Genomic DNA, 25,123 nt, shown 5'->3' with positions numbered 1-25,123 from the left:
AAAATTGAAGACGGGAGTCCATTTTGCAGTTACCGGTTGAGTTGAAGTTACCTATTGGCGATGTCGTATCCGCTGCGTTTCGGCTGCCGGTTCAAATGGCCAGCACTTTATGGACCGCGCTACGCTGGCCTATTTTGTTGTTGGTGGTGGTGCGCCTTGGCACCATGAACATGGGCGGCGAGCAACCTGATATCATTTTGTTAATGAGTCTGTCGGTGGTGCTTATTGCCATAACTGCCATGATAGCCGTGCCTGCCCATCAATTGTTTATCACCGGTAAAACGGAACATCCACCGGGGCTGCGTTTTGGTGGTGCGGAGTTTCTGTACGCCGGTTGGACGTTAGGATTGCCCATTCTTATCATGGTCATCGCCAGCTTGGTGGCCATGCCCTTGGTGGTGGTATCGACCATGACCGGTTTGGGTGTCTTTGGCTCGATCGGTTTGTTTATCGCTTTAATTGTCGCCATTCTGGTTTACGGGCGATTCTCTATGATCTTTCCGCGCATTGCACTGGGCTTGGATGGCGGGCTGCGCGCGGCAGGCAAAATGGCTGCCGGTCATTATTGGCGTGTTGGGGTGCTGGGAATTGTTTTTCCCTTATTGATCAGCGTGTTGCCGCTTTTCTTGCAGTCGTCGATCGGTGGATTGATCGGCAATGTACTGGCGATCATGGTGAGTGTTTATTTCAACCTCGTTCAGGTTGCCATATTGGCGTTGATCTTTCGATGGCTGCGGGAGTTTGAGCCGGAGTCACAGGAAGAGCCGCCAGAAGACGATGACGATGACCCCTTTGATGGGGAACAGCCTTGGCTGGACGATACATCGCGTAAGGACTGATGAAGTATGACGCCCGCCATCGATACGTTAAAGAAGTTGAAACTGCCCTTCAGTGTGCACAGTTACGACCATGAGCCGGGCACCCAAGGCTATGGCCTGGAAGCGGCGGATAAGCTTGGCTTGTCGCCCAATGTGGTGTTTAAAACCCTGCTGGTAACGGATGGCGCCAAACAATTCGCTACCGTTGTGGTGCCCGTGGCCGGTATGTTGAATTTAAAGAGGGCCGCTAAAGTCTTGGGTTGGAAGAAGGCTGCCATGGCGTCAGCGGAAGATGCGCAGCGTATCACCGGCTATGTATTGGGCGGTATCAGCCCTTTGGGGCAAAAGAAGCGCCTGCCTACTGTGGTTGATGATCGTGCTTTTCAGCAAGCCAGCATTCATATCAGTGCGGGGCGTCGCGGTTTGGAGATTGAGGTGTCGGCGCGGACCCTGGTACAGGCACTTGAGGCTAAACAAGGGGATGTGGCTGAACTTTGAGCAGACCTAAAACACAGGCAACAAAAAAGGCGGTATAACCGCCTTTTTAATGTTCAGAAGCTAACGCTCACTGCTGTACGAGGACGAATCCTTACAGAGGTGTTACGTTTTCGGCTTGTGGGCCTTTCTGACCTTGAGTTACTTCGAAAGTAACTTGCTGGCCTTCTGACAGAGTGCGACGACCAGTACCGTTGATTGCACGGAAATGAACGAATACGTCTGTGCCGCCTTCACGCTCGATGAAGCCGAAACCTTTCTCATCGTTGAACCATTTAACTGTGCCGGTAATAGTTTGACCTGACATTTCTAAAAATTTCCTCTTTTACTTTATACACCGCCCATTTTGGGTCGGTAATTTACATGGCCGGTTAAAATACCTGACCGATTCTTTTCGGCGAACACTTCAGTGGTTAAACAAAAGTGTTGCGCACTCAAGCAAGGCGCAATGCCATACTTGCCAGAGCCAAGCTCTGTATTACGCAAATAATAGGGGAGTATGTAGACGCTGGAACGATATTCTTTCGGCAGGGTGGTAAAACCACGGTATCAAAAGTCTAAGCAATCGAGCGGCTAATTTCAGCCTGCTACTTGTGTAACTTCAACAAGCATACTCTCATTGCGGGGCATTAACAGCCTTTTCGCACTTTTTTTGCTGTATGGGGGGTGGAATTTTGAACAGCAGACAAAATTCGCCACGCGGTCAGTGAGTTCACACTTGCCGCGTGGCGTTGGGTTTTTAGGTTAGCCGCACTTGGAATCGCCGCAGCTTAAACAGGTCTGGCAGCCATCCATGATGACCATGGCTTTGGTGTTACATTTGCCGCACAGTTGCGCATCGGCCGGAAAGCCACTGTCAACCGCAGCCTTACTGGCACCTCCGCCGTTCAATTTTTCGTATTCGGCGCGTTTTTCGTTGATCAGCTTTTGTTGGTGTTCACTCAAGCCTTCTTCTTTGATCAGGCCGATCATCTTCATGTGGCTTTCAATGGCATCGCCAATTTCCGCGACCAAAGAGGGCATGAACTTACCACCGGGCTTGAAGTAGCCCCCTTTGGGATCAAAGACGGCCTTCATTTCATCCACGAGGAAGGTCACATCGCCACCTTTGCGGAACACGGCAGAAATAACCCGCGTTAAGGCAACAACCCACTGGAAGTGGTCCATGTTCTTCGAGTTGATGAACACTTCAAAAGGCCAGCGCTCTTCATGTTCGGTGCCCTGGTTCAGTACGATGTCATTGATGGTGACATAGAGAGCATGCTCAGACATTGGTGTCTTAATTTTGTACGTAGACCCCAGTAACACTTCGGGTCGATCCAACGACTCATGAATTTGCTGCAATTCCGGTGCGGCAGGTGCCGCCGCCAGAGCTTCTTGTGCGGCTTTTTCAGGTGTTACCACCTCGTAGCCGGTAATTTTTTTGCTGATTTTATGTACAGTCATGATCAATCCTGATTAGAACTTACCGTAGTAGCCTTCTTTTAACGCATCAAACAGATTGGCTGCGGTATGGGTTTCTCCGTCGTATTCCACTTTGTCATTGCCCTTCAGCTCGATGGTACTGCCATCGTCGAGCTGGAAGCGATAGGTGGTGTTTTCGAGATCTTTCTCTTTGACCAAAACGCCTTGGAATGCCTCTGGGTTAAAACGGAATGTGGTGCAACCTTTGAGACCTTTCTCGTACGCATAGAGGTAGATGTCTTTGAACTCTTCATAAGGATAATCCGTCGGTACGTTGGCCGTTTTGGAAATCGATGAGTCAATCCACTTTTGTGCCGCTGCCTGGATATCAACGTGTTGCTTGGGTGCGATATCGTCGGAGGTTATGAAATACTCCGGCAGCTTATTCGCGGCTTCTTCGGTGTATGGCATGGCCGCTGCATTCACGAGTTCACGGTAGGCCAAGAGTTCAAAAGAAAATACGTCAACCTTTTCTTTGGTCTTACGGCCTTCACGGATCACATTGCGTGAATAGTGATGCGCGAAACTGGGCTCAATGCCGTTGCTCGCATTGTTGGCAATCGACAACGATATAGTGCCCGTCGGCGCAATGGAGCTGTGGTGCGTAAAACGTGCCCCGATCTTCGCCAGCTCATTGATCAATTCAGGGTCTTCTTGCGCAATTTGCTGCATGTAGCGGCTGTATTTGGCATGCAGGATCCGGCCAGGCAATTTATCACCTACCTGGTAGCCATCTTGCGCCAGCTCAGGGCGTTTACGCATCATTTCAGCGGTGATTTCAAATTCCTGCTCCATAATGGGAGCAGGACCTTTTTCTTTTGCCAGGTCCAACGCGCTGCGCCAGCCGGTCATCGCCATGGCCTTTGTGACTTGCTCGGTGAACGCCACTGAGTTCTCGTCACCGTACTTCATGCCCAACATGGTTATGGTTGAACCCAACCCCAGGTAGCCCATGCCATGCCGACGTTTGGACGTTATTTCCTGGCGTTGCTGTTCCAGCGGCAAGCCGTTGATCTCTACCACGTTATCGAGCATGCGGGTAAAAATGCTCACCACTTCTTCAAATTTCTCCCAGTTGAAGCGAGCGTCCGGGGTAAAGGGCTTTTCGATGAATTTGGTCAGGTTGACCGAGCCCAAAAGGCAGCTGCCATAAGGTGGCAACGGTTGTTCGCCACACGGATTGGTGGCGCGTATGGTTTCGCAGAACCAGTTATTGTTCATTTCATTGACTTTATCAATGAGGATAAATCCGGGCTCCGCGTAGTCGTATGTGGACGACATAATGGCGTTCCAGAGATGCCGCGCGCGGATGGTTTTGTATACCCGGAATGCCACTTCACCTTGTGCATTCTGTAAGTAAGGCTCTTTTACGTGCCAATCGCGCCATACGACCTGATCGGCATTGTTCAAATCCAGCTCGTCACGCAGTGCTTCTTTTTCCGAGACCGGGAAGGCAAGAGGCCAGTCGGCATCATCGATCACGGCTTTCATGAATTCGTCGGTGATCAAAAGTGACAGGTTGAATTGGCGCAGGCGGCCATCTTCCCGCTTGGCTTTCACAAATTCTTGCACATCCGGGTGGCCAACATCAAAGGTCGCCATTTGCGCGCCCCGACGACCGCCTGCCGAGGATACGGTAAAACACATGCGGTCATAGATATCCATGAACGACAATGGGCCGGAGGTATAGGCTCCCGCTCCACTGACAAAGGCGTTGCGTGGCCGCAGTGTGGAGAACTCATAACCAATACCACAGCCTGCCTTGAGCGTTAAACCGGCTTCATGAACTTTCTTTAAAATGCCGTCCATAGAGTCTTCAACCGTACCCGATACGGTACAGTTGATGGTGGAGGTGGCGGGTTTGTGCTCTAACGCTCCGGCATTGGAGAGTATGCGTCCCGCAGGTATCGCACCATTCTCTAAGGCCCAGAGAAATTTAGGTTGCCATTCTTTTTGCTTTGCTTTGGTCGTTTCAACTTGCGCAATCGCGGCAGCGACACGGGCAAAGGAGCCGTGCATGTCCTGGTCGACGGCATTGCCTCGGCCATCTTTAAGGCGATATTTTTTATCCCAGATGTCGAGGGAGGCGTCTTGATAAGCAATTTGTACGGTCTGGTCGGGGCGTATGGTTTCGGTCATGGTAAAAATCCTGCTACCTGTGTTTGTCGACGTTCAGGAGTGTCTCAACGGCGATTAAGCGGTGCCGGCTGCGGCGGTCGCTCAAAATCTGTAAACACTAGTTCTTGTGGTGATGGCTATTCTAAACCACTACCCGTTGTATGTAGCAAGTTGATTTTTTCAAATTTTCCTACTCAGCCTTGTTGACTTTTTAACGAGCCCGCGTGGCGTAAGGCTTCCTTGCGGTTGTTAATTTTTGTAGTTTTAGAGAGCTCTAAAAGTGTGCATTCAAGCGCTCAGGCTGATTGCGCGATGCTCGGCTGCTGGGCTAGAGTAGCCGCATGTTGATGGTGAGGGATTTCTTGTGAGCAGTGTGCGTGAAACGATGGTGTTTTACACCGTGTGGCTGGTGTTAGCCTTAGGCTATGTTCTGAACATGACCTATAACTGGTTTATTCCTGAAGTAAACTGGGTGTTCAAGCCATTGCCGGTCGTTCTATTGGCCTTGTGGGTGTGGCGAAAAACGCCAGACGATGCCTTACAGCATAAACCTTGGATTATCCTAGCGCTCCTGTGTTCAGCCGTCGGTGATGTGATGTTGCTGATGGAAGATCGCTTCTTATATGGCTTACTGGCGTTCTTACTGGCGCACCTGTTCTATTTGCGTATTTTTGCCCAAGCCAGCTCCATGGCGCATATCCGCTGGTTAGTTGTGATGGTCATTATTTGCGGTTTGTTGTTGGGTGGGTATTTGCTCTTACCGTCGGTCACTGGGCAATTACAGATAGCCGTTGTGTCCTATATGTCTGTTATCGGTTTGATGGCCATCTTTGCGGTGTTGTGTAAGCGCGTACACTGGGTCGCCATTCCAGGCGTGTTGGCTTTCTTGTTTTCGGATTTGCTGCTGGGCTATCACATTTTAGTGTCGCCCGTTGCTTGGGGCGACCAAGGTATTATGGGCAGCTACTATGCAGCCCAGTTCTTACTGGCACATTCAGTGGTGTGGTACAAGGAGCCCTTAGAGGACCCCTTTGCTGTTGCCTAGTCGATGCTCTGTGAGGTTTTAACCACATGAGACGTTTATGTGAGCCAGTCCGGAATCTGGCTCACTTTTTTGCGTCAGTTGCTTCGCTCGCCGAAGCCACCACCTCCGGGCGTTTCAATCACTAAAACATCGCCTTTATTCAGCTTGGTGTGTGCTTTTGAATCCAGGTTTTGCTCCGATCCGTCTGCCCGAAGTACCCAGTTCCTGCCGACCGCTCCGTTTTCTCCGCCCTGCAACCCATAAGGCGGGACCACTCGACGATTGGACAATACACTCACCTCCATATCCGCTAAGAAACGGGTTTTGCGAATTACCCCGTTGCCGCCCGTATGCCTTCCTTTCCCGCCAGAGTTGTGTCTAATGCTGAATTCTTCCAGCATGACCGGGAACCGAAACTCGAGAATCTCCGGGTCGGTCAGTCGAGAGTTGGTCATATGTGTATGCACGGCACTGACACCATTCGATTGCCGGGTTGCTCCACTGCCTCCACACAGCGTTTCATAATATTGAAATTCATGATTGCCCCACGTAACGTTATTCATCGTACCTTGAGACGCGGCAGCGACATTCAGGGCGCCGAACAGAGTGTCCACTGCGAGTTGTGAAACTTCAACATTTCCCGCCACGACCGCAGCGGGGTACTCTGGGTTGAGCATGCATCCTTCCGGAACAATGATGTTTAGGGGTCGCAAGCAGCCGCTGTTCAGCGGAATCTTGTCATTGACCAAGCACCTAAATACATACAGAACTGCGGCATGTGTGACGGCCAACGGTGCATTAAAGTTCGATGGGTGTTGATGGCTGGTTCCGGTAAAGTCTATGGTCGCTGATCGTGCTTGTTTGTCGACGCTGATGGCGACTTTTACTTTAGAGTTGTCGTCCATGAGATATTCAAAGTCGCCATCTGACAGCACGTCAATGACTCTCCGGACACTTTCTTCTGCATTATTTTGCACATGGTGCGTGTAAGCGGTGACGACCTCCAGCCCATATTGCTTGACCACGTTAAGCAACGATAGCATCCCCGCCTCGCAGGCCGCCAACTGTGCGCGAAGATCAGCGATGTTGAAGTCGATGTTCCGAGCAGGGTAATAGGCACTCGACAGCAATTGACGAATCAGAGACTCTTGGAAATGGCCTTGATCAACGATTTTTACGTTATCGAATAAAACGCCTTCTTCGTCAATGTGGCTTGAATCTGATGGCATTGAGCCCGGTGTTGTACCGCCAACATCCGCATGGTGGCCGCGTGACGCGACATAAAAAACGATATCATCATTGTGGGGATTAAAAATCGGCTTAATGACCGTAATGTCGGGCAAGTGGGTGCCTCCGTTGTACGGATCGTTCAGCATGAATGCATCACCTCGACGCATGGTCCCCGAATTTTTTTGGATAATCGTTTTTATGCTGTGGCTCATTGAGCCTAGGTGAACGGGCATATGAGGAGCATTCGCTACCAGATCTCCATCGGCATTAAAAATGGCACATGAAAAATCGAGACGCTCTTTTATGTTGACCGAAGCAGCCGTGTTTTGCAGCACCAGCCCCATTTGCTCGGCGATGTGCATATATAGATTATTGAATATCTCAAGGGTAATTGGATCGGGTTGAGTGGCGGCCAAAACTTGGGTTTTGGACTGAACGCGCTGCTCTAGGATGATATCATTGTCGGCGGTTAGGCTCGCAACCCAGCCGGGCTCAATCATTAGAGTACTGGTCTTTTCGACAATGACTGCAGGGCCAACGATTGGGTTGTTGGCTGTGATGTTCTCTCGCACGTAGAATGGCACGTCGTATTTTTGACCTTTGGTGGTCAGCTGATGGTATTTCGCCGTGTTGGACTCTGGCGAGATTTCCGGGTCAACACTGCTGCGTGCGAGTTGCGAACCCCCTCCGAACGCCTCCATTTGAATCGCTTCTACGATTAATGTGGATGAGTTTGATACAAAGCCAAAGCGTTGTTTATGCTCGGATTCAAAGCGCTCGATAATTTCCTTCATAGCGCCAAAGGGAACAAGGATGCTGGTATCAGACCCGTCATAGCGAATGTGCAGTCGAGCCAGAGTATTGATGGCATTACTGGGCACTCTCTGAGCCGCAAGTTTTGCTTTGCCCGTTTCTGCCATCGCGTTACTCAACGCTCTCAGTTCAACAAGCAAGGCTTCTGAAAGAGGCTTCTCGACGCTGCTTTCGGTTAAATCACGGACATCAGCTAAACCCATACCAAACGCGGACAGAACGCCAGAATAGGGGTGTAGAAACACCTTTTTCATACCCAATGATTCCGCGACTAGGCAGGCATGTTGACCGCCCGCTCCACCAAAACAGCATAAAACATAATCTTGTATGTTGTGGCCACGCTGGGTAGAGATGTGTTTGATGGCATTGGCCATGTTGTCGACGGCAATGGACAGAAAGCCTTCTGCGACTTGTTCGGGGGTTAAGTCTTGGCCAGTCTTTTCTTTGACTTCGACAGCGAGGGCTGAGAACGCCTCGCGAACCGTCTGGACATCGAGGGGTTGATCACCGTTTGGTCCAAATACATTCGGAAAATACTCGGGTTGAAGCTTGCCCAGCATGACATTACAGTCTGTAACGGTAAGAGGACCGCCATTGCGGTAACAGGCTGGCCCTGGATAGGCTCCAGCTGAGTCGGGTCCAACTCTGAACCGACTGCCGTCGAAATTTAGAATTGAGCCTCCGCCTGCTGCCACCGTGTGAATGGACATCATCGGTGTTTGCAACCGGAACCCTGCGACTTCTGTTTCGAATGTCCGTTCGTATTCGCCTTGATAGTGGCAGACATCGGTCGAAGTGCCGCCCATGTCAAAGCCGATTAAATGCTTGAAGCCTGCGTTTTCTGCTGTTTTTACCATGCCGACCACCCCGCCGGCTGGGCCACTTAGAATGGCGTCTTTTCCATTGAAAAGGCCAGCATCGGTTAAGCCTCCATTGGATTGCATGAACATCAAGCGGCCGGGTTCAGCAACGAATGCGCCGAGTTCGCTGGCGACTTGATTTACGTAGCGTTTCAAAATGGGCGAAAGATAGGCGTCAACCACAGCCGTATCTCCACGGCTAACGATCTTCATCAGTGGGCTGGCCTCTGAGCTCATAGTAATTTGTGAAAAGCCAATATCTCTTGCCAGTTCCGCGATGATTTTTTCATGGTTTTGAAATCGATAGCTGTGCATCAATACAATAGCGCAGGACCGGAAGCCTCTCGCATAGGCATCTTTCAGCAATTTTCGCGCATCAGCCGTATCAAGAGGTACCAATACGTCCCCCTGTGCATTGACGCGCTCATGCACCTCTATGGCCTCCTCGTAGATCATTTCGGGCATCTTAATATCAATGGCGAAAAGATCCGGCCGAGACTGGTAACCAATATGTAAGACATCACGGAATCCCTTGGTTGTGATAAGAAGTGTCCGTTCTCCTTTGTGTTCCAGCAAGGCGTTGGTGGCAACTGTGGTGCCCATTTTTATTTCGTGGATTTGTTCAACGGGAATTCGTGCGTCTTTTGCGATGCCCATCAAGTCTCTTATGCCCTGAACAACGGCATCTTTGTATTGCGCAGGATTATCTGAAAGGAGTTTATGACTGACAAGCTCACCGTTAGGTTGACGCGCAACAATGTCAGTAAATGTACCTCCACGATCAACCCAAAAAGACCACGGCGTCGAAGTGAGTGCGTGAGTATTCATGAACAGTCTCCTAGTTAGTTGTTTTGAGGAGTAATTGAGCACGTCAATGTGAGGGTCTAGGTCCCTGGTGCATTCTTGGTGTCGTCGATGCCAAGGTTGAGAATGTACCGTGTTTTTTCTTTTTTTGGCCTCAACATAAACAATACATTAATGAATCATCAACGAAATGCAAGTATAGATTTGCCATTTTGAGTGTTGATGTTGTCAACAAGAGGCCATTTCTTGATACAAGACGCATGTTTTTCGGCCGTCTGCAGTACGCTGGATTCAACAGGCTGTGTATTTATTGAGTAGGAGAGGCGGCGCAGGAATCTGAGCCCTTCGGCTAAAAGACTAGATTGAGCGGTTTTGGATGCGCTGGCGGAGGGCTTCGATGCGTTTACGGTTGGCTTGGAAGTCTTCCCGACCAATTCTAGAGGCACTGCGCACCTGGACCGAGTTACCGTCGTTCAGGAGCAGGAATTCGACGTCATCTCTGTACCCCATCAGAGGCGATACAAAAACACTGTGCATGTATTGTTGTGAATCGGTCATGATGTCGTTACGACCCATCTCAGCCAGTATTGTACGCAGTTGATCCATGGGATGGCCCAGCGTTGGATTGAACACGAGTGGAGCAACATAAGCGCTGGAGCTGGGCGATGCCTGACTGGACACACAATTTGGGGTGTTCGGGCAGGGTTGCAGGTGTCCACTGGCGGTCAAGCCGATCATCTTGGGTGGTACCAGTGGAATTATGATCACGCGCAGTACGGTATACACCACACCCACAATCAACAATAGCGTGAGCCATGAGTTCATGCGTCGATTTCCAACCATAAAGATACCTTATATCGATCGTGCAGCGACAGCACGCAGGTTGTTTGAGCGCCCACGGCCAACGTTGCGTGGTGTTCACGCAGTTCGTCACGGCGGAACAGGTGGATGTTGATTTTGTCCCCGGCTTGATATCGCGCGAGTTGCGCGTCAATCCGTGCAGCGTCGGTTTGCAATTGATCGATTGCAATGATGATGTCGCCTGCGGAAATGCCCGCCTTGTGGGCTGGGCTGTCGGTGTGCACGACAGCAACCTTGGCTCCTAAAGGGTGTTGCTCGAAGCGCACGCCGAGACACAACGCGTCGGACTTGAGTTGGGTGCTTTGGCCACCTGGCTGTTGAAGATTACGGGGCGTACCCCAGATCATCTGAACACCAAACTCGGCCAGCAGCGGCGCAAGTGGCAGGTCTTCGGTGTCATACAGTCCAAGCGCGAAGACATCGGAAAGGTCACAGGCGATCACTTGCGCGGCCACCACGGGAATGCCTCTTTCGGGTACGCCGTCGGTACTGTGCGTTTGCCATACCGCGCGCACCAGGTCGTCCAGACTTTGGCGGCCTTGCGTACGTTGCCGAATGCTCAGGTCCAGATACAGCGCAAACAGAGCCCCTTTGCTGTAATAGCTGACAATCGCATTGGCAGCATTTTCATCTTGCTGGTAAAACTTGGTCCACGCATTGAAGCTGCTTTCGGCCATACTTTGTTTGGTCCGACCCACGCCACGGTGCACCCGGGTAAAGGTTTGTGCTAAGGCTTCCAAGTAATGTTCTGCGGACATGCAGCCGGCGCGCACTACACCGAGATCGTCGTAGTACGACGTGATGCCTTCGAACCACCAGAGCAGTTCGGTGTAGCTTTCTTTGTCGAGTTGATAGGGTATGAAACGACGTGGTTTTAAGCGCTTTACGTTCCAGGTATGAAAGTATTCGTGCGAGCACAGACTCAGATAATTGCGGTAGCCGGAGGTGGTGTCCTTCATCCCGCGATAGGGCAAGTCATTCCGACTGGCCATCAACGCGGTACTGGCTCGATGTTCCAAGCCGCCCGCGCCAGAGCCGACAACGGCGGTCATAAATACATACTGATCCATCGGTGCTGGAATCTGCCAAAAGTTAATATGCTGCTGGCAAATCTTTTGTAAGTCATTCTGCAGTCGATCCGTATCCGCATTGTGCCGACCGGATAAGACGATCTGATGCGGCACATTGTTAACATGGAAAGTGCCGGGTTGATGATCACTGATCTCGACCGGGTGATCGATCAACGCATCGTAGCTCTCTGCTTGATACTCACCAAAGCCATATGGGTCTACCGTTAATGCAGGTAGCGCCGTGGCGACGCGCCACACCCCATCAACGGGCTCAGCAGGGGGCGCAATGTGCACCAAACACGGGTCCTGTTCTCGACCTTTGACGGCGAGAAATACACTGCTACCGTTGAAAAAGGCTCGGGATTGGTCAAGAAAGGCGGTGCGTACCGACAGGTCCCAAGCATACACTTGGTAGGTGAGTTTCAGAACCGAAGTGTTCGTGTGGTGCGCGCGCCATGTCTGCTTGTCGAGTTGCTCCAACTCAATGTGTGCACCAGTGTTGTCGGTCGCTTGCAAGCCAATTATGTGGCGCGCAAAGTCACGCACCATATAGGAACCTGGAATCCAGGCAGGCAACCAGAACATTTGTTCCGGTGCAGGGTCAGGAATAAGAATGGATACGACAAAATTGTGCCCGGCAGGGTCTGCCGGGCAAATAGAATAACGTGGCGACTTCGATACCATGCGTGACAGCCTATGGTGTCCGAAAAAAACAGACCTGTACGGCCAGATTAAACCAATTGATTCTTAACTTTAAATTCCCGTAAGGCCCGGCGCGCGCGCTCTACATCGGTGTATAGTTTGGTGCGCTCGGTTTTATCTCCGGTGCCATTGGGGTGGTCGCGCACGAATTCGCGCTTACGCTCTTCAGCGTCGGTAATGGCTTGTTCAAGTGATGCTAGCTGTGATTGCACATCCATCCTTTATTCCTCTGTATTCCTCTGGATCGACAGTTTTCAGACGACGTTGATACTACTATAGGGTGAAAATTGCCTAGTGGATTCATTTTATGACGGATTTCACAAAATAAGTTGACCGATAGGGAAAATGAACACTGGTTAATATATTACTCTAATATAGCAAGTGTACCTCGTTTTTTCTTTTTTTCTGTGCTCTTTTCTTTTCTATGACAGCAAACAGGCCGCAATTCTGATCTTCCTTGTGCCCCTTTGGCAAGACTGAGCATGCTGTTGGTGGGCGTTTACAAAATGTAACATTTGTAAGCAGTTGATCTGTTGGAGAGTTTTTTTCTTCACACGAAAAAGGGACTTAGGGGGGTTCTCAAAGACGGAATCCGGTCTATATAATGCGCGCCCTTTTGGCAACAGTGTAGGCGCAGTAATGAGTGAAATTGGTCGGTCAGTAGCCGTGATGTCGAGCGGGCACCTGTGTCTCGCCTCCAGCATGATACTCAATGAGCAGCCGATGCCAATCCGCTTTTTCTACAAAGAAAATCCGAACCACGTGAATGACACGGGTTTCCGGTTCTACTCAGGTTTGGAATCAGACGAGTTTTTAATGCAGGAGGGCAGCGCTTTGGTGGCGCCGCTGGACTGTATGGAGCGATTGGATCCCAGTATCTCAAGCCTACTTGAGTGCTCTGAAGTAGGCAGTGTCTGGGAGCGGTTGCCCGGGCGCAATGATTGGGTTCCCGTTACGGATTACAACATCCCAGATTGAGGGTTTTATGTTCACAGGCATTGTGCAGGGTAAGGCAACAGTCGTTCAGGTTGCGCCGGATCAAGACTTGGTGCGGCTCAAGGTGTCCTTTCCGGAGGGAAAAATTGAAGACGTCGAACGCGGTGCATCCGTTGCATTAAATGGTGTGTGTTTGACGGTGGTGGGTCTGCAAGGCAACGTGGTTGACTTTGATGTGATGCAAACGTCTTTGCAGTTAACGTCCTTAGGGCAGGCAAAAGTCGGCGATTCCCTCAACTTTGAGCGGGCCATGAAGGGTCAGGATGAGGTGGGCGGTCACTTGCTTTCGGGTCATGTTGCGACGATGGGCAAAGTGGCTAAAGTCGACATTTTGGGCCATGGGCGATTGTTAACCATAGACGTCCCGGAAGCGTTGCGACCTTATTTGTTCAGCAAAGGCTATATCGGTGTGGATGGTGCGTCCCTGACCATCGTCGATCTCACGGCGGAAGGTTTTACTGTAAGTCTGATCCCGGAAACCTTGCAGCTCACCAATTTCGGTCACGCGGCAGCGGGTATGGTGGTTAACATCGAAATCGACAGCCAAACTCGAGCTGTGGTTGATACGGTTGAACGTATGTTGGCACAGCGCGGCTTGTAAGTCGGTTTACTGGCCGGTTTGGCGATCCAATTCGTCAAACGCCCGGTCACGCTGTTGTTGCATCCTTTCCTGCCAATCGTCGGCTTGTGGTTCTGGTACAGGTTTTCCCGCGCAAGCGGTCAGGGACAGTACGACGATCAGTAGCCAAAGACTTTTTGTGTGCATGGTGTTCTCTCCTAGTGCAAACAGTCGATTAATAGTTCGGTACTTTCTAACGCGCTCTTCGTGTTCAGGTCAAATGTTATAGTGGTGCAGTGGCGCGCCAGATCTGGCACACTTTCGCTATCTTCCCTATCTACAAGTCATGGTTTGCATGGGTTCAGGCAACGAATCAGTGAGGGTTTCTTCCATTATAGCGGGTGAGTTGACGTTCCCCCTATGGGTTTGGGCGATGGCTCCGCTGTTGGGGGTGTTCGTCGCCCTTGGAGGATTGAGTTACGCGCCGGACGGACGTATTAATGTCCTCTGGTTGTGGCTGTTGTGGGCCGGATTGCCTTTTATGGGTTCACTGATTGCTTTGATATGGCTAATGTTTGGTGGTCGTCGTCCATGGGTTTTAACGTGGTGGCGGGGCACGGCGTATTGGCAGCCAACGTCTTTGCAACGTTGGCACTTGGCCATGTTGCTGCAATGGGCGTGGGCTCTTTTTGCCCTCGCGTTGATGGCTACGTTTTTGCTGCTCCTATTATTTTCTGATTTGGCGTTTGGTTGGAGTTCAACCTTGGCCCTCACAACCGTGCATTTGACGTCCTTCGTGCACACGATTGCTTTTCCTTGGGCGGGGTGGTGGTCGGCAGCGGTACCCAATGCGGACGTTCTGGATGCTACCCGTTTTGTTCGCATTGCGCCCCAATCAGGCAATACAGAACTTGCGGGTGCATGGTGGCCTTTTCTGCTGGCGAATATATTGGCTTATAACTTCCTACCTCGTGTGCTGCTGGGGACATACTGTTTTTACCGCTGGAAACGCTTATCTCTGCAAGCCGTAGCTGTACAGTCAACGCACGATGCCAGACCGCTCCATCGCTCCGAGCAAACTCTGTTAGAAGCGCCTTTCGGCCAGTGGGAAGATGCATTCATGCTGGACTGGGAACAGTCTCTTAGCGCTGGCTTTTCTGCGGTGGTGTTGGGCGATCAAATATGGCAAGTCGACCTTGAGCGCTGGCGTGCAGTGGAGCAGATCCGACCTCGCCGAATGGTTTGGCATGTGTTAGCCGGGCGTTCGCCGGTCGCAGAACTCGGCGACTGGATCGCTAAGGCTCAACAGGTCTGGCAACCTGAACAAGCGCTTTATGTACATGGCGACAGCCATGCGCACAGTGCTCGGCACCTGGCGAGTTGGCAGGCGTTTGCCCGTCAACATGGCTTAACTTGGCTTACAAAGGCGTAGCGCTTTATGCAACGATTGGCACCCCATCTATGCGTGGTAGGTCACCCCAACAAGGGTAAGTCCTCGATGGTGTCTACCTTAGTTGAGGATGATACGGTGCAGGTGGGGCTGGAATCCGGGACCACGAGGCAAGCGGACAGCTTCTATTTTAAGTGGCATGGAAAAACGCTCCTACAATTGACCGATACGCCGGGGTTTCAGCGTCCTCACCAAGTGCTTGACTGGCTGACCAGTGTGGCGGTCAATCCGGCGCAACGGCCAGCACGGATCAAAGAGTTTCTCGCCGAGCCCACGCACGCAGCAAGGTTTCCTGACGAAGTCGCCTTGTTGACGCCCATTATGGCGGGTGCCGGCATTTTATATGTCGTGGATGCGGCACAGCCGGTTACCGCCGCAGACGAAGCGGAAATGGAGATTCTGCGCTGGACCGGACAGCCTCGCATGGCGGTCATCAATCCGATGACGGTCGGCGAGGAACGAACGGAGTGGCTGGGCACCTTAGAGCAGTATTTTCAGTGGGTCAGGGTATTTAATCCGCTCACCGCTGACTTACCGGCCCGGTTGACGTTATTGCGTGCGATTGGCGAGTTGCGTTTGGGTTGGTCTGACGCCATGGCTGAATTGTGTGCCGGTTTGGAACAGCGCCAGCAGCAAAGGTTGAAGGACGTTAGTATACGTTTAGCCCAGTATTGGTGTGAGCAAATGGATCGCCGCGAGCCTATGCATGCCTTACATCGTGCCAGTGGCCTTAAAGCCGAAGAGATTTTGCGGCAGAAGCTGGATGATGCCGAACGTCAATGGTTTCACAGTCTCCTCGACCTCTGGCATTTTCAGTCGACGGAGGTCGATCGCATAGCGGACTGGGCACTTGATGCGCATAATCTGATGCGCACGGAAACCTGGTATTTATGGGGGTTAAAACAAAAGGACTTGTTGCTGGTGAGTGCGGCCGCTGGTGCTGCGGCTGGCTTGGCCATTGATGTTGGGTTGGGTGGCGCATCTCTATTGCTGGGTGCTGTGTCCGGTGGTGTCGTGGGATCTGCCAGTGGCTGGTTGGCCACCAAGCAAAAGCCGGGTCAGCGCTGGGGGCTGTTTCGTTTGAGTCAGGAAAAAACCTTTATCGGGCCGGTGAAACATCCGAACTTTCCCCTGGTGGTCATGTCGAGAGCCCTGAGTTTTGTGCAACAGCTGTGGGTTAAACCCCACGCCGAGCGCTCGGCCTTTACACTCCATAATACCGCTGAACAATGGGATCGTAGCGCACAGATTCAGCTATTGAAATGGGTGAAGACCTTACAAAATGGCCGTTGGAAGTCACATCATCAGCAGGCGTTAGCAGCGTGGATTCAATCCCAGCTCAGTGCACGTTTGGAGCGATTTATGGCAGCAGAAAAGGATCGTACATGGCTTATGTAATTGCAGTTGTATTCTTCGCATCCATGGGCCTTTTACTCTGGCCTAAGTTGGCGCGGCCGACACTGATTCCCCCGGTTTTGCCGAGTCAATTGCCACCCTTCTCATCGTTTTCCCAAATCGCTGACCGGCTGCAGGCCCGTGAGGCGAATGAGCGAGGCTTGAAGCCAGGTGCGGAAGCCTGTGTGGTATTCGCCAACCCCGAGCAGCCAAAAAAAACCGACGTGTGTTATCTGTATCTGCACGGCCTGTCTGCGTCCCGGCAAGAAATATCTCCGGTGACGGAAACGCTGGCGGAACAGGACAGGGCCAATGCTGTGTATGCGCGCATCGCCGGTCATGGCATGGGTACCGCAGGTATGGGTAAGTTTCATGCCGGGCATTGGTTGGAGTCCGTCTGGGAATATTGGTTAATGGCTCGTGCCCTGGGTGAACAGGTCGTGATTGTGGCCACCTCCACCGGTGCCGCTTCTGCGGCCTGGTTAACCCAGCAAGGCGTGGCCGAGCATATTAAAGCTATCTTGCTGGTGGCACCGAATTTTGGGGTCAGTGATCGACGAGCCTTTTTACTGACCTGGCCAGGGGCGCGTATTTGGATTCCCTGGGTGGCAGGTCGTTATCATTCTTGGGAGCCGATGAATGAGCTGCAAGGGCGGTATTGGTCAACCACCTACAGTACGCAGGCCTGGATTGAAATGCAGGTGTTACTCGAACAAGTAGATCATATTGATTACGGCCAGTTGACGGTGCCCGTGATGATGCAAGTGAGTCCGGACGACCCCGTCATTAATCCTCGTCGGGCACGGACAGTGTTCGCGCAATGGGGTGCGCCCCAAAAAGATTTCCGGTGGATCACTGTGCCTTTGGGCGAATCACAGCATGTGTTTGTGGGCAATGTGATGGGTTCTGACCGCAATGAAGAGGTGATTCAAAACTTTCGTGCCTTTCTTAATGGGCTATAAGGCACTCGCACTCTGCGCGGGTTTTGCTACAATCCGCGCCCGCTGATGTTAACGAGGTTTTGTCATGTCTTTTCGTCCTGAATTGTTATCGCCCGCCGGTACTTTGCGCAATATGCGTTATGCCTTGGCCTACGGTGCTGATGCGGTCTATGCCGGACAGCCGCGCTACAGTTTACGGGTGCGTGAGAACGACTTTGACTTGGAGAACTTACAGAAAGGCATAGCAGAAGCGCACGCGTTGGGTAAAAAATTCTATGTGGCGAGCAACATTGCGCCCCATAACGCCAAGGTAAAAACCTATTTCCGCGATTTGGCCCCCGTTATTGAGATGCAACCGGATGCCTTGATCATGTCGGATCCGGGCTTGATCATGATGGTGCGCGAAGCATGGCCGGATATGCCAATCCATTTATCGGTGCAGGCCAATGCGGTCAATTATGCGGCGGTTGAGTTTTGGCATCGACAAGGCATATCACGGGTGATTTTATCGCGTGAATTGTCGCTCGATGAGATTGAAGAAATTCGCCAGCGTGTGCCGGAAATGGAACTGGAAGTCTTTGTACATGGCGCACTCTGTATTGCGTATTCCGGTCGCTGTTTATTATCGGGCTACCTGAACAAGCGGGATCCGAATCAGGGCACCTGCACCAATGCTTGCCGTTGGGAGTACAAAACACATGTGGGGAAAACCGATATAACGGGTGACATCATTCCACAAAACCCTGAGGTTTGGACGCCCAGCCAGAATAAAATCATCAGCGATGTGGCGGTTGATACCACACCGAAGGCACCTACTTTAGGGCTAGGCGCGCCGGTCGATGGCGTTTATCTTCTGGAAGACCCTAATCGACCCGGTGAAATGATGCCAGCATGGGAAGACGAGCACGGAACCTACATCATGAATTCCCGGGACTTGCGCGCCATTCAGCACGTTGAGCGGTTAACTCGCCTCGGAATCCATTCGTTGAAGATAGAGGGGCGTACCAAGTCGCACTACTATGTTGCTCGAACCGCCCAGAGTTACCAGCAAGCGATCAATGACGCCAGTGCCGGAAGGCCTTTTAATCCTCAACTGTTGCATGATTTGGATAATTTGGCGAACCGGGGTTATACCGAAGGGTTCTACCGCCGTCATACGCATGACAGCTACCAAAATTATGATCAGGGACGGTCCATCTCAACACAACAACAGTTTGTCGGGGAAGCAGTTGGGGTGGATGGCGAGCGCCTGTTCATAAAGGCGAAAAATAAATTCAGCGTGCACGATACACTGGAACTGATGACGCCGGAGGGCAACGTCCGCTTTCAGCTGGAAGACGTTCGCTTGCGCAAGAATGGGCATTCGATCCATGAGGTGCCCGGTTCCGATTATGAGGTGTCCATAGCCTTGCCCGTTGCCCTGCCATCGACAGCAGGGCAATTCGGTTTGTTGATGCGCGATCTTTAGATCGGCATTAGGCGGATCAAGCGGCCGTTCGGTTCATCCGTAATGAGCCATAATGTGCCGTCCGGACCGGTTTGAATATCACGGATACGGGCATTAAATTGCGTTAGCAAATCTTCTTGTTCGACCAGTTCGGTGCCTGCAAAACGCAAGCGCTGAACTTTTTGACCCACTAACGCGCCGACAAAGATATCTCCCTGCCATTCCGGAAACACTGTGCCGTTGTAGTAAGTCATGTCGGCAGGTGCAATCGAAGGCGTCCAGTGCAACAGCGGTGGTTCAATGCCCTCTGCTTCGGTCAGGTCGGTAATGGGTGTGCCGTTGTAGTTGATGCCATAGGTCACTTTCGGCCAGCCATAGTTTAAGCCCGCACGGATGATGTTGACTTCGTCACCTCCACGCGGGCCATGCTCGTTTTGCCAGATGTCACCCGTTAACGGGTGAGTAAAGAGACCCTGGCCATTGCGGTTACCGTAGGTGAATATTTCCGGGCGTGCGCCGGATTGGCCGACAAAGGGGTTATCCTGTGGCACGCGACCGTCATCGTGCAAGCGCACGGTAGTACCCATATGACTGTCCAGCTGTTGGGCACGTGTTTCTTGTCCACGGTCGCCTACCGTGACGTACAGATAGCCTTGCGGGTCGAACGTTAACCGTGAACCAAAGTGGCGACCACCCGGCAATCTGGGTAGAGCTTCAAACACAATTTCAACGTTGGTGAGTTCACCGGATTCATATCGTCCACGGGCAACCCGTGTCGTCAGTCCTTGGGCATTGCCGTGTGAATAGCTGAAATACAACCAGCGGTTTACTGCAAAGTCAGGATGTAGGGCCAGATCCAATAAGCCGCCTTGCCCCGAAGCGGTGATGTCAGGTAAACCAGAAACAGGATCGGACAATAAACGACCATCCACCATGCGGCGCAATATACCCGAGCGTTCGCTGATAAGAATTTCGTTGTCCGGTAAAAAAGCGATACTCCATGGATGGCGCAGACCTGTTGCTACCGTTTCCAACGTAAAGGTGTGATGTTCAGAGCGATAATTCTGGGCCAATCCATCTGTAGAAATGATTGCGAGACTGAACAACAGCCCGAGGGCGAAGCCCTTGCGATTTTTCATCTTAACCTCAATCAATGGCATGAAGGAGGACAGTGTAAAAGAGATCGGGCGTCGGAGAAGTTTTTTACCTAATCATGACTTTAAAATCAGCCACCGACACTCGGATGGTTCGGTGGCTGATTTGAGGGATTAACGCAAGTAGCCTTGAGTAAGCAACTGCTCTACGACAGCGACAGGATCATTCTGGTCCATGCGAATACCAAAAGGCAGTTCAGTTCCAGGGTTGCCAACAATGATTGCAATGGCGCCCGCTGCTTCAATATAGGGCGCAGCGGTCAGTGCATCAGCGGCGCTGACGGTGACGCTAAGGTGTCCAGAATCAAACAATAAACGCTCGACTTGAGCGGCGAGATCACCGTGTTTATCGGCCGTCAGAATCACCGAAATTGGTTTTTGGCCAAAACGGCGTTCACGTTCTTCGTCGCTGACTGGGCGGAGCCGATCACTGCCGTCTACCACGCGTTCAATCATACCGGCACCGACTGTGACGTTGGTGAGACGATCAATCACAATGAATGACCCGGTCCAGCGGTTCTGTTTATAGCTATCAAAAACGGCTTCTTTGTTCAGCGTGATTTCACACAAACCAATTTCATTCAGGGCGAGCTGCTCTGCGGGCAGATCGGCCAGTGTATTCACATCAATTTTGTTGAATAAGTGAGTCACCACACCCGCGCTGGTGTTCACGCCGACTTTGAAATCGTATTGTTTGCCCGGCGTCATGGCCGCATCAGTCATCCAGACCATCTTAGCTACAAAGCGCCGCCCACGTTGCGGCAACTGATCGGGATGGACCAGCATGTCCCCTCGGCTGATGTCGATTTCATCATTTAAGGTCAGCGTGACGGCTTGGTTGACAAAGGCTTCCTGCAGGTTGCCGTCATACGTCACTATAGATTTGACGGTTGAGGTGCGGCCTGAAGGCAGGGCAAGAATTGGGTCGCCCGGTCGTACGACACCCGCGGCAATCGTGCCACAAAACCCGCGGAAGTTAAGGTCTGGCCGGTTGACGTACTGCACCGGAAAACGGAACCGGGTGACATCCACGTCACGGGCGATAGAAACGTTTTCCAACACATTCATAAGGGTTGGGCCTTGGTACCATGGCGTTTGGGTGCTGGCATTCACCACGTTATCGCCTTCTAGGGCCGACATAGGAACGAAGGTGACATCGCCAAAACCTAAGTGCTCACTGAAATTCAGGTAGTCGGTACGAATGTCGTTGAATCGGTGCTCATCGAAGGCCACCAAATCCATTTTGTTTACCGCCACCACAATGTGCCGAATGCCCAAAAGAGACGCAATGAAACTGTGCCGCCGAGTTTGCGTTTGCACGCCGTGGCGTGCATCGATCAATATAATGGCCAGGTCACAGGTGGACGCACCGGTCGCCATATTGCGCGTATATTGTTCGTGTCCGGGCGTATCGGCAATAATGAATTTGCGCTTGGCGGTGGAGAAATACCGATAGGCTACATCTATGGTAATGCCCTGCTCACGCTCTGCTTGTAACCCATCGACCAAGAGTGCGAGGTCAATTTTTTCACCCGTCGTACCGGATTTTTTGCTGTCGCTTTCAATGGCCGCTAGTTGATCTTCGTAGATCATTTTTGAGTCGTGCAACAACCGACCAATTAAGGTACTTTTGCCGTCGTCTACGCTGCCGCAGGTTAGAAAGCGCAAGAGTTCTTTGTTTTCATGTTGCTTCAAGTAACTGTGGATATCAGAAGCAATCAGCTCGGACTGGTGTGACATATTGAACCCCTTAGAAATAACCTTCTTGCTTCTTTTTTTCCATCGAGCCGGCACTGTCATGATCGATCAGGCGGCCTTGGCGCTCAGATGTCGTGGTCAAGAGCATTTCTTGAATGATTTCTGGCAAGGTCGTGGCGTTGGACTCGACGGCACCCGTCAACGGGTAGCAACCCAGCGTGCGGAATCGCACCGAGCGCTCTTCGATTTTTTCGCCCGGTTTTAATTTCATGCGGTCATCATCGACCTTGATCAACATACCATCGCGATGAACAACCGGCCGAGGTGCAGAAAAATACAGCGGCACAATCGGGATACTCTCTAAGTAAATGTATTGCCAGATATCCAGTTCTGTCCAATTGGATAATGGAAACACGCGAATACTTTCACCTTTGTTGATACGGCTGTTGTAGGTGTTCCATAGCTCGGGCCGTTGGCTTTTCGGATCCCAGCGATGCTGCGCATCCCGAAACGAGTATACGCGTTCTTTAGCCCGCGACTTTTCTTCATCCCGGCGTGCGCCACCGAAAGCGGCATCAAATCCGTACTGATTCAGCGCCTGTTTCAGCGCTTGAGTCTTCATAATGTCTGTGTGTTTTGCACTGCCATGATCAAAGGGATTGATGCCCATGGCTACGCCTTCAGCGTTTTGGTGTACGAGTAAATTAAGGCCTAAGCGCTTAGCTTCGCGGTCACGAAACTCAATCATTTCCTTGAATTTCCAGCCAGTATCTACATGCAGCAAGGGAAAGGGTAATTTACCGGGAAAGAAGGCTTTCATGGCGAGGTGCAGCATTACGGCACTGTCTTTGCCAATGGAATAAAGCATGACCGGATTCTCAAACTCCGCAGCCACTTCACGAATAATGTGAATGCTTTCTGCTTCAAGCTGTTTGAGGTGAGTGAGGTGGTAGTGCGACATGTTAGCCCTGCAATGCTGGTCAATTTATGTCGCACAGTATAACTAAGTCTAAAGGTTATAATAAATCATTCTTGTAGAATAATTGGCTATATGTATATGGCAAGGATGATGCCCTGCTTATCGGATCTGTGCTGAATCGCTCTGTTCAACCGATTCCGGTTCTTGTTGCTCTTCTGCATAGTCTTTGCTTACGCCCACGTAGGGCATTTCATTGTCTATGCTGACGTCACTGCCTTGGCGTAGTTGAGCAAGTTTGTAGTCGTAAGACACCAAATTGTCAGCGCCATTTTGTAAGTGTTGCTCGATGTTACGGTAATTCTGGTTGAGGGACGCGATAAGCTCTGAGGTGCGGGCAAAGTGCTCCGTGACGTCCATCTGATATTTGGTGTGTTCATTCTTCAGCGCTTCAAGTTGCTTGCGAACGCTGTCTGCGTTGCCATGCTTGCGGGACATCAACAAGGTTACAACGATACCCACGGCAGCGCCGAGCGTGAACCCCATGAACAACGTGGCCAAATCAAACATAGTAACGACTCCGTGTTGGTAATACGTTAGGGTCAAATTATAGCGGAGTTTATCCTTTTATAGGGAGAGCCTTCCATGGATAAATAAGCAATGCTTGAAAGATGGCCCGCGAACGCTAAAATCGCGCACTCATTCAATGGAGATCCCGCATCCTCATGACCCCTCTTGCTCGTTATCAGGCCAATGTTCAGCAAGGACTCATTCAACACGATCCCGTACAGGAGATGGCGGTAAAGCGTTTGGACGTGCTCCATGCGCAGTTAGTGGCGTACCATCGGGCTCGATCTTCGGTCAGTGGGCGGTTCCGAAAAGCGCTGGGACGAAAGCCCAAGGCACCCAAGGGGGTATATTTTTGGGGGGGTGTCGGACGGGGCAAGACCTTCATTATGGATACGTTTTACGAATCCTTAGCGTTGGAAGCCAAGTTGCGGGTGCACTTTCACCGATTTATGCAAACCGTACATCAGCGTCTAACCGAGCTTAAGGGGCAGAAGAATCCGTTGGACCTCATCGCTACTGAGATGGGGCAAAAATATCGCGTACTGTGTTTGGATGAGTTTTTTGTCAGCGATATTGGGGATGCCATGATTCTTGGCAATCTCCTGGACGGTCTCATGCGTGAGGGTGTTACCCTAGTGACGACGTCCAATATCATTCCGGACGGCCTCTACCCCAACGGGTTGCAACGTGAACGTTTCTTGCCAGCGATTAAATTGCTCAATACCCATACAGACGTCATTAATGTCGATAATGGTGTTGACTATCGTCTACGCACGTTAGAGCAAGCGCAGCTTTTCTATCATCCAGCATCCAGCGAGCATGAGTCCATGTTGTTGCAGCGCTTTGAAAGTCTGGCGCCGGACTTGGATGAATGCCGGGTTGATGGTCATCTTGAAGTATTAGGGCGAAAGATTCCTTTCCGTCGAGAATGCGAAGACGTCATCTGGTTCGATTTTGCGGGTATCTGTGGTGGCCCGCGAAGCCAGAATGACTATATTGAAATTGCCAAGTGCTACCATGCTGTGGTGATCTCGGGTGTGCCGCAGTTCGTCGGCACCAATGACGATGAGGCAAAGCGCTTCATCAACTTGGTGGACGAATTTTATGATCGGCGCGTCAAACTTCTGGTCTCGGCGGCAGCGCCCATTACTGAGCTTTATGTACAAGGGCGGCGGGCTTTTGAGTTCGAGCGTACGGAAAGTCGTCTATTGGAGATGCAGTCGCATGACTATTTGGCGGCTGAGCATCTGGGTTGAGGGTTATCATTGTTAGCGGTACATAAAATTCAAACTTTTTTGTGCTATAGGTTGACTCTCAGAGGCAGGCCTCTATAATGCGCCTCCGCTGTCAGGGATACGGTGTTTCATCAGCAGAATGAGTGGCGATAAGCGACTGATTCGCAAGAAGAAAAAAGCAAAAAAGGAGTTGACACGCAGCGCAGGATCATTAAGATGTGCGCTCCTTGCCAAGGCAAGAAGTTCTTTAAAAATTCAGGTAATCAATCAAGTAATTCGTGTGGGCACTTGTTGATGTGGGTTAGCTAGTCTAACAAATATCAGTAAGTGACTGTGAATTCATACATGTGCTCGGCTTTGGCTGGGTACACGGTGGATTCCGATTAACTACTGAGCAAAGTTTGGGTTGTCATTTATGATGACCAACTGATTTAAAACTGAAGAGTTTGATCATGGCTCAGATTGAACGCTGGCGGCAGGCCTAACACATGCAAGTCGAGCGG

The 25,123-nt window shown here is 51.3% G+C and carries 22 protein-coding genes and 1 rRNA gene; 11 read left to right on the top strand and 12 right to left on the bottom strand.

What is annotated here, in order from left to right; genetic code table 11:
• The first annotated feature begins 23 nt into the window (after positions 1–23).
• Together ACFOSD_RS00115 and ybaK are read left to right on the top strand one after the other, a co-directional pair.
• Positions 24–839, top strand: a complete 816-nt coding sequence (locus ACFOSD_RS00115) for a hypothetical protein (protein ID WP_380694885.1) — start codon at positions 24–26, stop codon at positions 837–839.
• 6 nt (positions 840–845) lie between these two features.
• Positions 846–1,316 carry a Cys-tRNA(Pro) deacylase gene (gene ybaK, locus ACFOSD_RS00110; protein ID WP_380694887.1) on the top strand — a complete coding sequence of 157 codons (471 nt, stop codon included), beginning with the start codon at positions 846–848 and terminating at the stop codon, positions 1,314–1,316.
• A gap of 91 nt (positions 1,317–1,407) precedes the next feature.
• Here ybaK and ACFOSD_RS00105 read toward each other — a convergent pair whose 3' ends face one another.
• The 3 genes from ACFOSD_RS00105 to ACFOSD_RS00095 form a co-directional block, all read right to left on the bottom strand.
• Positions 1,408–1,620, bottom strand: coding sequence for a cold-shock protein (locus ACFOSD_RS00105; protein ID WP_380694889.1), 213 nt, complete (start codon positions 1,618–1,620; stop codon positions 1,408–1,410).
• A gap of 437 nt (positions 1,621–2,057) precedes the next feature.
• The gene (locus ACFOSD_RS00100) at positions 2,058–2,759 is read right to left on the bottom strand and encodes a TSCPD domain-containing protein (RefSeq protein ID WP_380694891.1); all 702 of its coding nucleotides are present in this window, start codon (positions 2,757–2,759) and stop codon (positions 2,058–2,060) included.
• 12 nt (positions 2,760–2,771) lie between these two features.
• A complete protein-coding gene (locus ACFOSD_RS00095) occupies positions 2,772–4,916 on the bottom strand; it encodes an adenosylcobalamin-dependent ribonucleoside-diphosphate reductase (RefSeq protein WP_380694893.1) in 2,145 nt (714 codons plus the stop codon).
• Between the two features lie 343 nt (positions 4,917–5,259).
• Between ACFOSD_RS00095 and ACFOSD_RS00090 the strand changes: the two genes are divergently transcribed.
• Positions 5,260–5,940, top strand: a complete 681-nt coding sequence (locus tag ACFOSD_RS00090) for a lysoplasmalogenase (protein ID WP_380694895.1) — start codon at positions 5,260–5,262, stop codon at positions 5,938–5,940.
• A 74-nt stretch (positions 5,941–6,014) separates the two neighbouring features.
• On the opposite strand, the gene ACFOSD_RS00085 is transcribed toward ACFOSD_RS00090, so the two are convergent.
• From ACFOSD_RS00085 to ACFOSD_RS00070, 4 genes are all read right to left on the bottom strand, one after another.
• The gene (locus tag ACFOSD_RS00085; protein WP_380694897.1) at positions 6,015–9,650 is read right to left on the bottom strand and encodes a hydantoinase B/oxoprolinase family protein; all 3,636 of its coding nucleotides are present in this window, start codon (positions 9,648–9,650) and stop codon (positions 6,015–6,017) included.
• Positions 9,651–9,983: 333 nt separating this feature from the next.
• Positions 9,984–10,451 (bottom strand): DUF1499 domain-containing protein, encoded by a 468-nt coding sequence (locus tag ACFOSD_RS00080; RefSeq protein WP_380694899.1) that lies wholly within the window; start codon positions 10,449–10,451, stop codon positions 9,984–9,986.
• Positions 10,448–12,241 (bottom strand): M61 family metallopeptidase, encoded by a 1,794-nt coding sequence (locus ACFOSD_RS00075; protein WP_380694901.1) that lies wholly within the window; start codon positions 12,239–12,241, stop codon positions 10,448–10,450. Before ACFOSD_RS00075 ends, ACFOSD_RS00080 begins: the two co-directional genes overlap by 4 nt.
• Positions 12,242–12,288: 47 nt before the next feature.
• Positions 12,289–12,477 carry a hypothetical protein gene (locus tag ACFOSD_RS00070; RefSeq protein WP_380694903.1) on the bottom strand — a complete coding sequence of 63 codons (189 nt, stop codon included), beginning with the start codon at positions 12,475–12,477 and terminating at the stop codon, positions 12,289–12,291.
• A gap of 421 nt (positions 12,478–12,898) precedes the next feature.
• Between ACFOSD_RS00070 and ACFOSD_RS00065 the strand changes: the two genes are divergently transcribed.
• Together ACFOSD_RS00065 and ACFOSD_RS00060 are read left to right on the top strand one after the other, a co-directional pair.
• Positions 12,899–13,237: a DUF2185 domain-containing protein gene (locus ACFOSD_RS00065; RefSeq protein WP_380694905.1), complete on the top strand. Its 339-nt coding sequence runs from the start codon at positions 12,899–12,901 to the stop codon at positions 13,235–13,237.
• 7 nt (positions 13,238–13,244) lie between these two features.
• Positions 13,245–13,856: a riboflavin synthase subunit alpha gene (locus ACFOSD_RS00060; protein WP_380694907.1), complete on the top strand. Its 612-nt coding sequence runs from the start codon at positions 13,245–13,247 to the stop codon at positions 13,854–13,856.
• 6 nt (positions 13,857–13,862) lie between these two features.
• On the opposite strand, the gene ACFOSD_RS00055 is transcribed toward ACFOSD_RS00060, so the two are convergent.
• Positions 13,863–14,021 carry a hypothetical protein gene (locus tag ACFOSD_RS00055; RefSeq protein ID WP_380694909.1) on the bottom strand — a complete coding sequence of 53 codons (159 nt, stop codon included), beginning with the start codon at positions 14,019–14,021 and terminating at the stop codon, positions 13,863–13,865.
• Between the two features lie 226 nt (positions 14,022–14,247).
• Here ACFOSD_RS00055 and ACFOSD_RS00050 point away from each other — a divergent pair, with 226 nt between their 5' ends.
• The 4 genes from ACFOSD_RS00050 (at position 14,248) to trhP (ending at position 19,068) form a co-directional block, all read left to right on the top strand.
• Entirely contained in the window at positions 14,248–15,246 is a 999-nt protein-coding gene (locus tag ACFOSD_RS00050) for a DUF2868 domain-containing protein (RefSeq protein ID WP_380694911.1), read from the top strand.
• A gap of 6 nt (positions 15,247–15,252) precedes the next feature.
• Positions 15,253–16,662, top strand: a complete 1,410-nt coding sequence (locus ACFOSD_RS00045) for a DUF3482 domain-containing protein (protein WP_380694913.1) — start codon at positions 15,253–15,255, stop codon at positions 16,660–16,662.
• Positions 16,650–17,621 carry an alpha/beta hydrolase gene (locus ACFOSD_RS00040; RefSeq protein WP_380694915.1) on the top strand — a complete coding sequence of 324 codons (972 nt, stop codon included), beginning with the start codon at positions 16,650–16,652 and terminating at the stop codon, positions 17,619–17,621. The genes ACFOSD_RS00045 and ACFOSD_RS00040 overlap by 13 nt, the downstream gene beginning before the upstream one ends.
• Positions 17,622–17,685: 64 nt before the next feature.
• Positions 17,686–19,068: a prephenate-dependent tRNA uridine(34) hydroxylase TrhP gene (gene trhP, locus ACFOSD_RS00035; protein WP_380694917.1), complete on the top strand. Its 1,383-nt coding sequence runs from the start codon at positions 17,686–17,688 to the stop codon at positions 19,066–19,068.
• Here the strand turns inward: trhP and ACFOSD_RS00030 are convergent.
• The 4 genes from ACFOSD_RS00030 to ACFOSD_RS00015 form a co-directional block, all read right to left on the bottom strand.
• Positions 19,065–20,186, bottom strand: a complete 1,122-nt coding sequence (locus tag ACFOSD_RS00030; RefSeq protein WP_380694919.1) for a PQQ-dependent sugar dehydrogenase — start codon at positions 20,184–20,186, stop codon at positions 19,065–19,067. The genes trhP and ACFOSD_RS00030 overlap by 4 nt on opposite strands.
• A gap of 129 nt (positions 20,187–20,315) precedes the next feature.
• Complete coding sequence (gene cysN / locus ACFOSD_RS00025; protein ID WP_380694921.1) at positions 20,316–21,941, bottom strand: sulfate adenylyltransferase subunit CysN; 1,626 nt, start codon at positions 21,939–21,941, stop codon at positions 20,316–20,318.
• A 10-nt stretch (positions 21,942–21,951) separates the two neighbouring features.
• Positions 21,952–22,860, bottom strand: a complete 909-nt coding sequence (cysD, locus tag ACFOSD_RS00020) for a sulfate adenylyltransferase subunit CysD (protein ID WP_380694923.1) — start codon at positions 22,858–22,860, stop codon at positions 21,952–21,954.
• A gap of 117 nt (positions 22,861–22,977) precedes the next feature.
• A complete protein-coding gene (locus ACFOSD_RS00015) occupies positions 22,978–23,385 on the bottom strand; it encodes a YhcB family protein (protein WP_380694925.1) in 408 nt (135 codons plus the stop codon).
• Positions 23,386–23,540: 155 nt separating this feature from the next.
• Here ACFOSD_RS00015 and zapE point away from each other — a divergent pair, with 155 nt between their 5' ends.
• Positions 23,541–24,641: a cell division protein ZapE gene (gene zapE, locus ACFOSD_RS00010; RefSeq protein WP_380694927.1), complete on the top strand. Its 1,101-nt coding sequence runs from the start codon at positions 23,541–23,543 to the stop codon at positions 24,639–24,641.
• A 413-nt stretch (positions 24,642–25,054) separates the two neighbouring features.
• A 16S ribosomal RNA gene (locus ACFOSD_RS00005) occupies positions 25,055–25,123 on the top strand; the annotation flags it as partial.

This window comes from Salinispirillum marinum (assembly GCF_042650105.1).
Classification (GTDB): domain Bacteria; phylum Pseudomonadota; class Gammaproteobacteria; order Pseudomonadales; family Natronospirillaceae; genus Salinispirillum; species Salinispirillum marinum.
The sequence above is the reverse complement of the archived record's forward strand: the minus strand, read 5'-3'. Positions and strand labels throughout refer to the sequence as shown.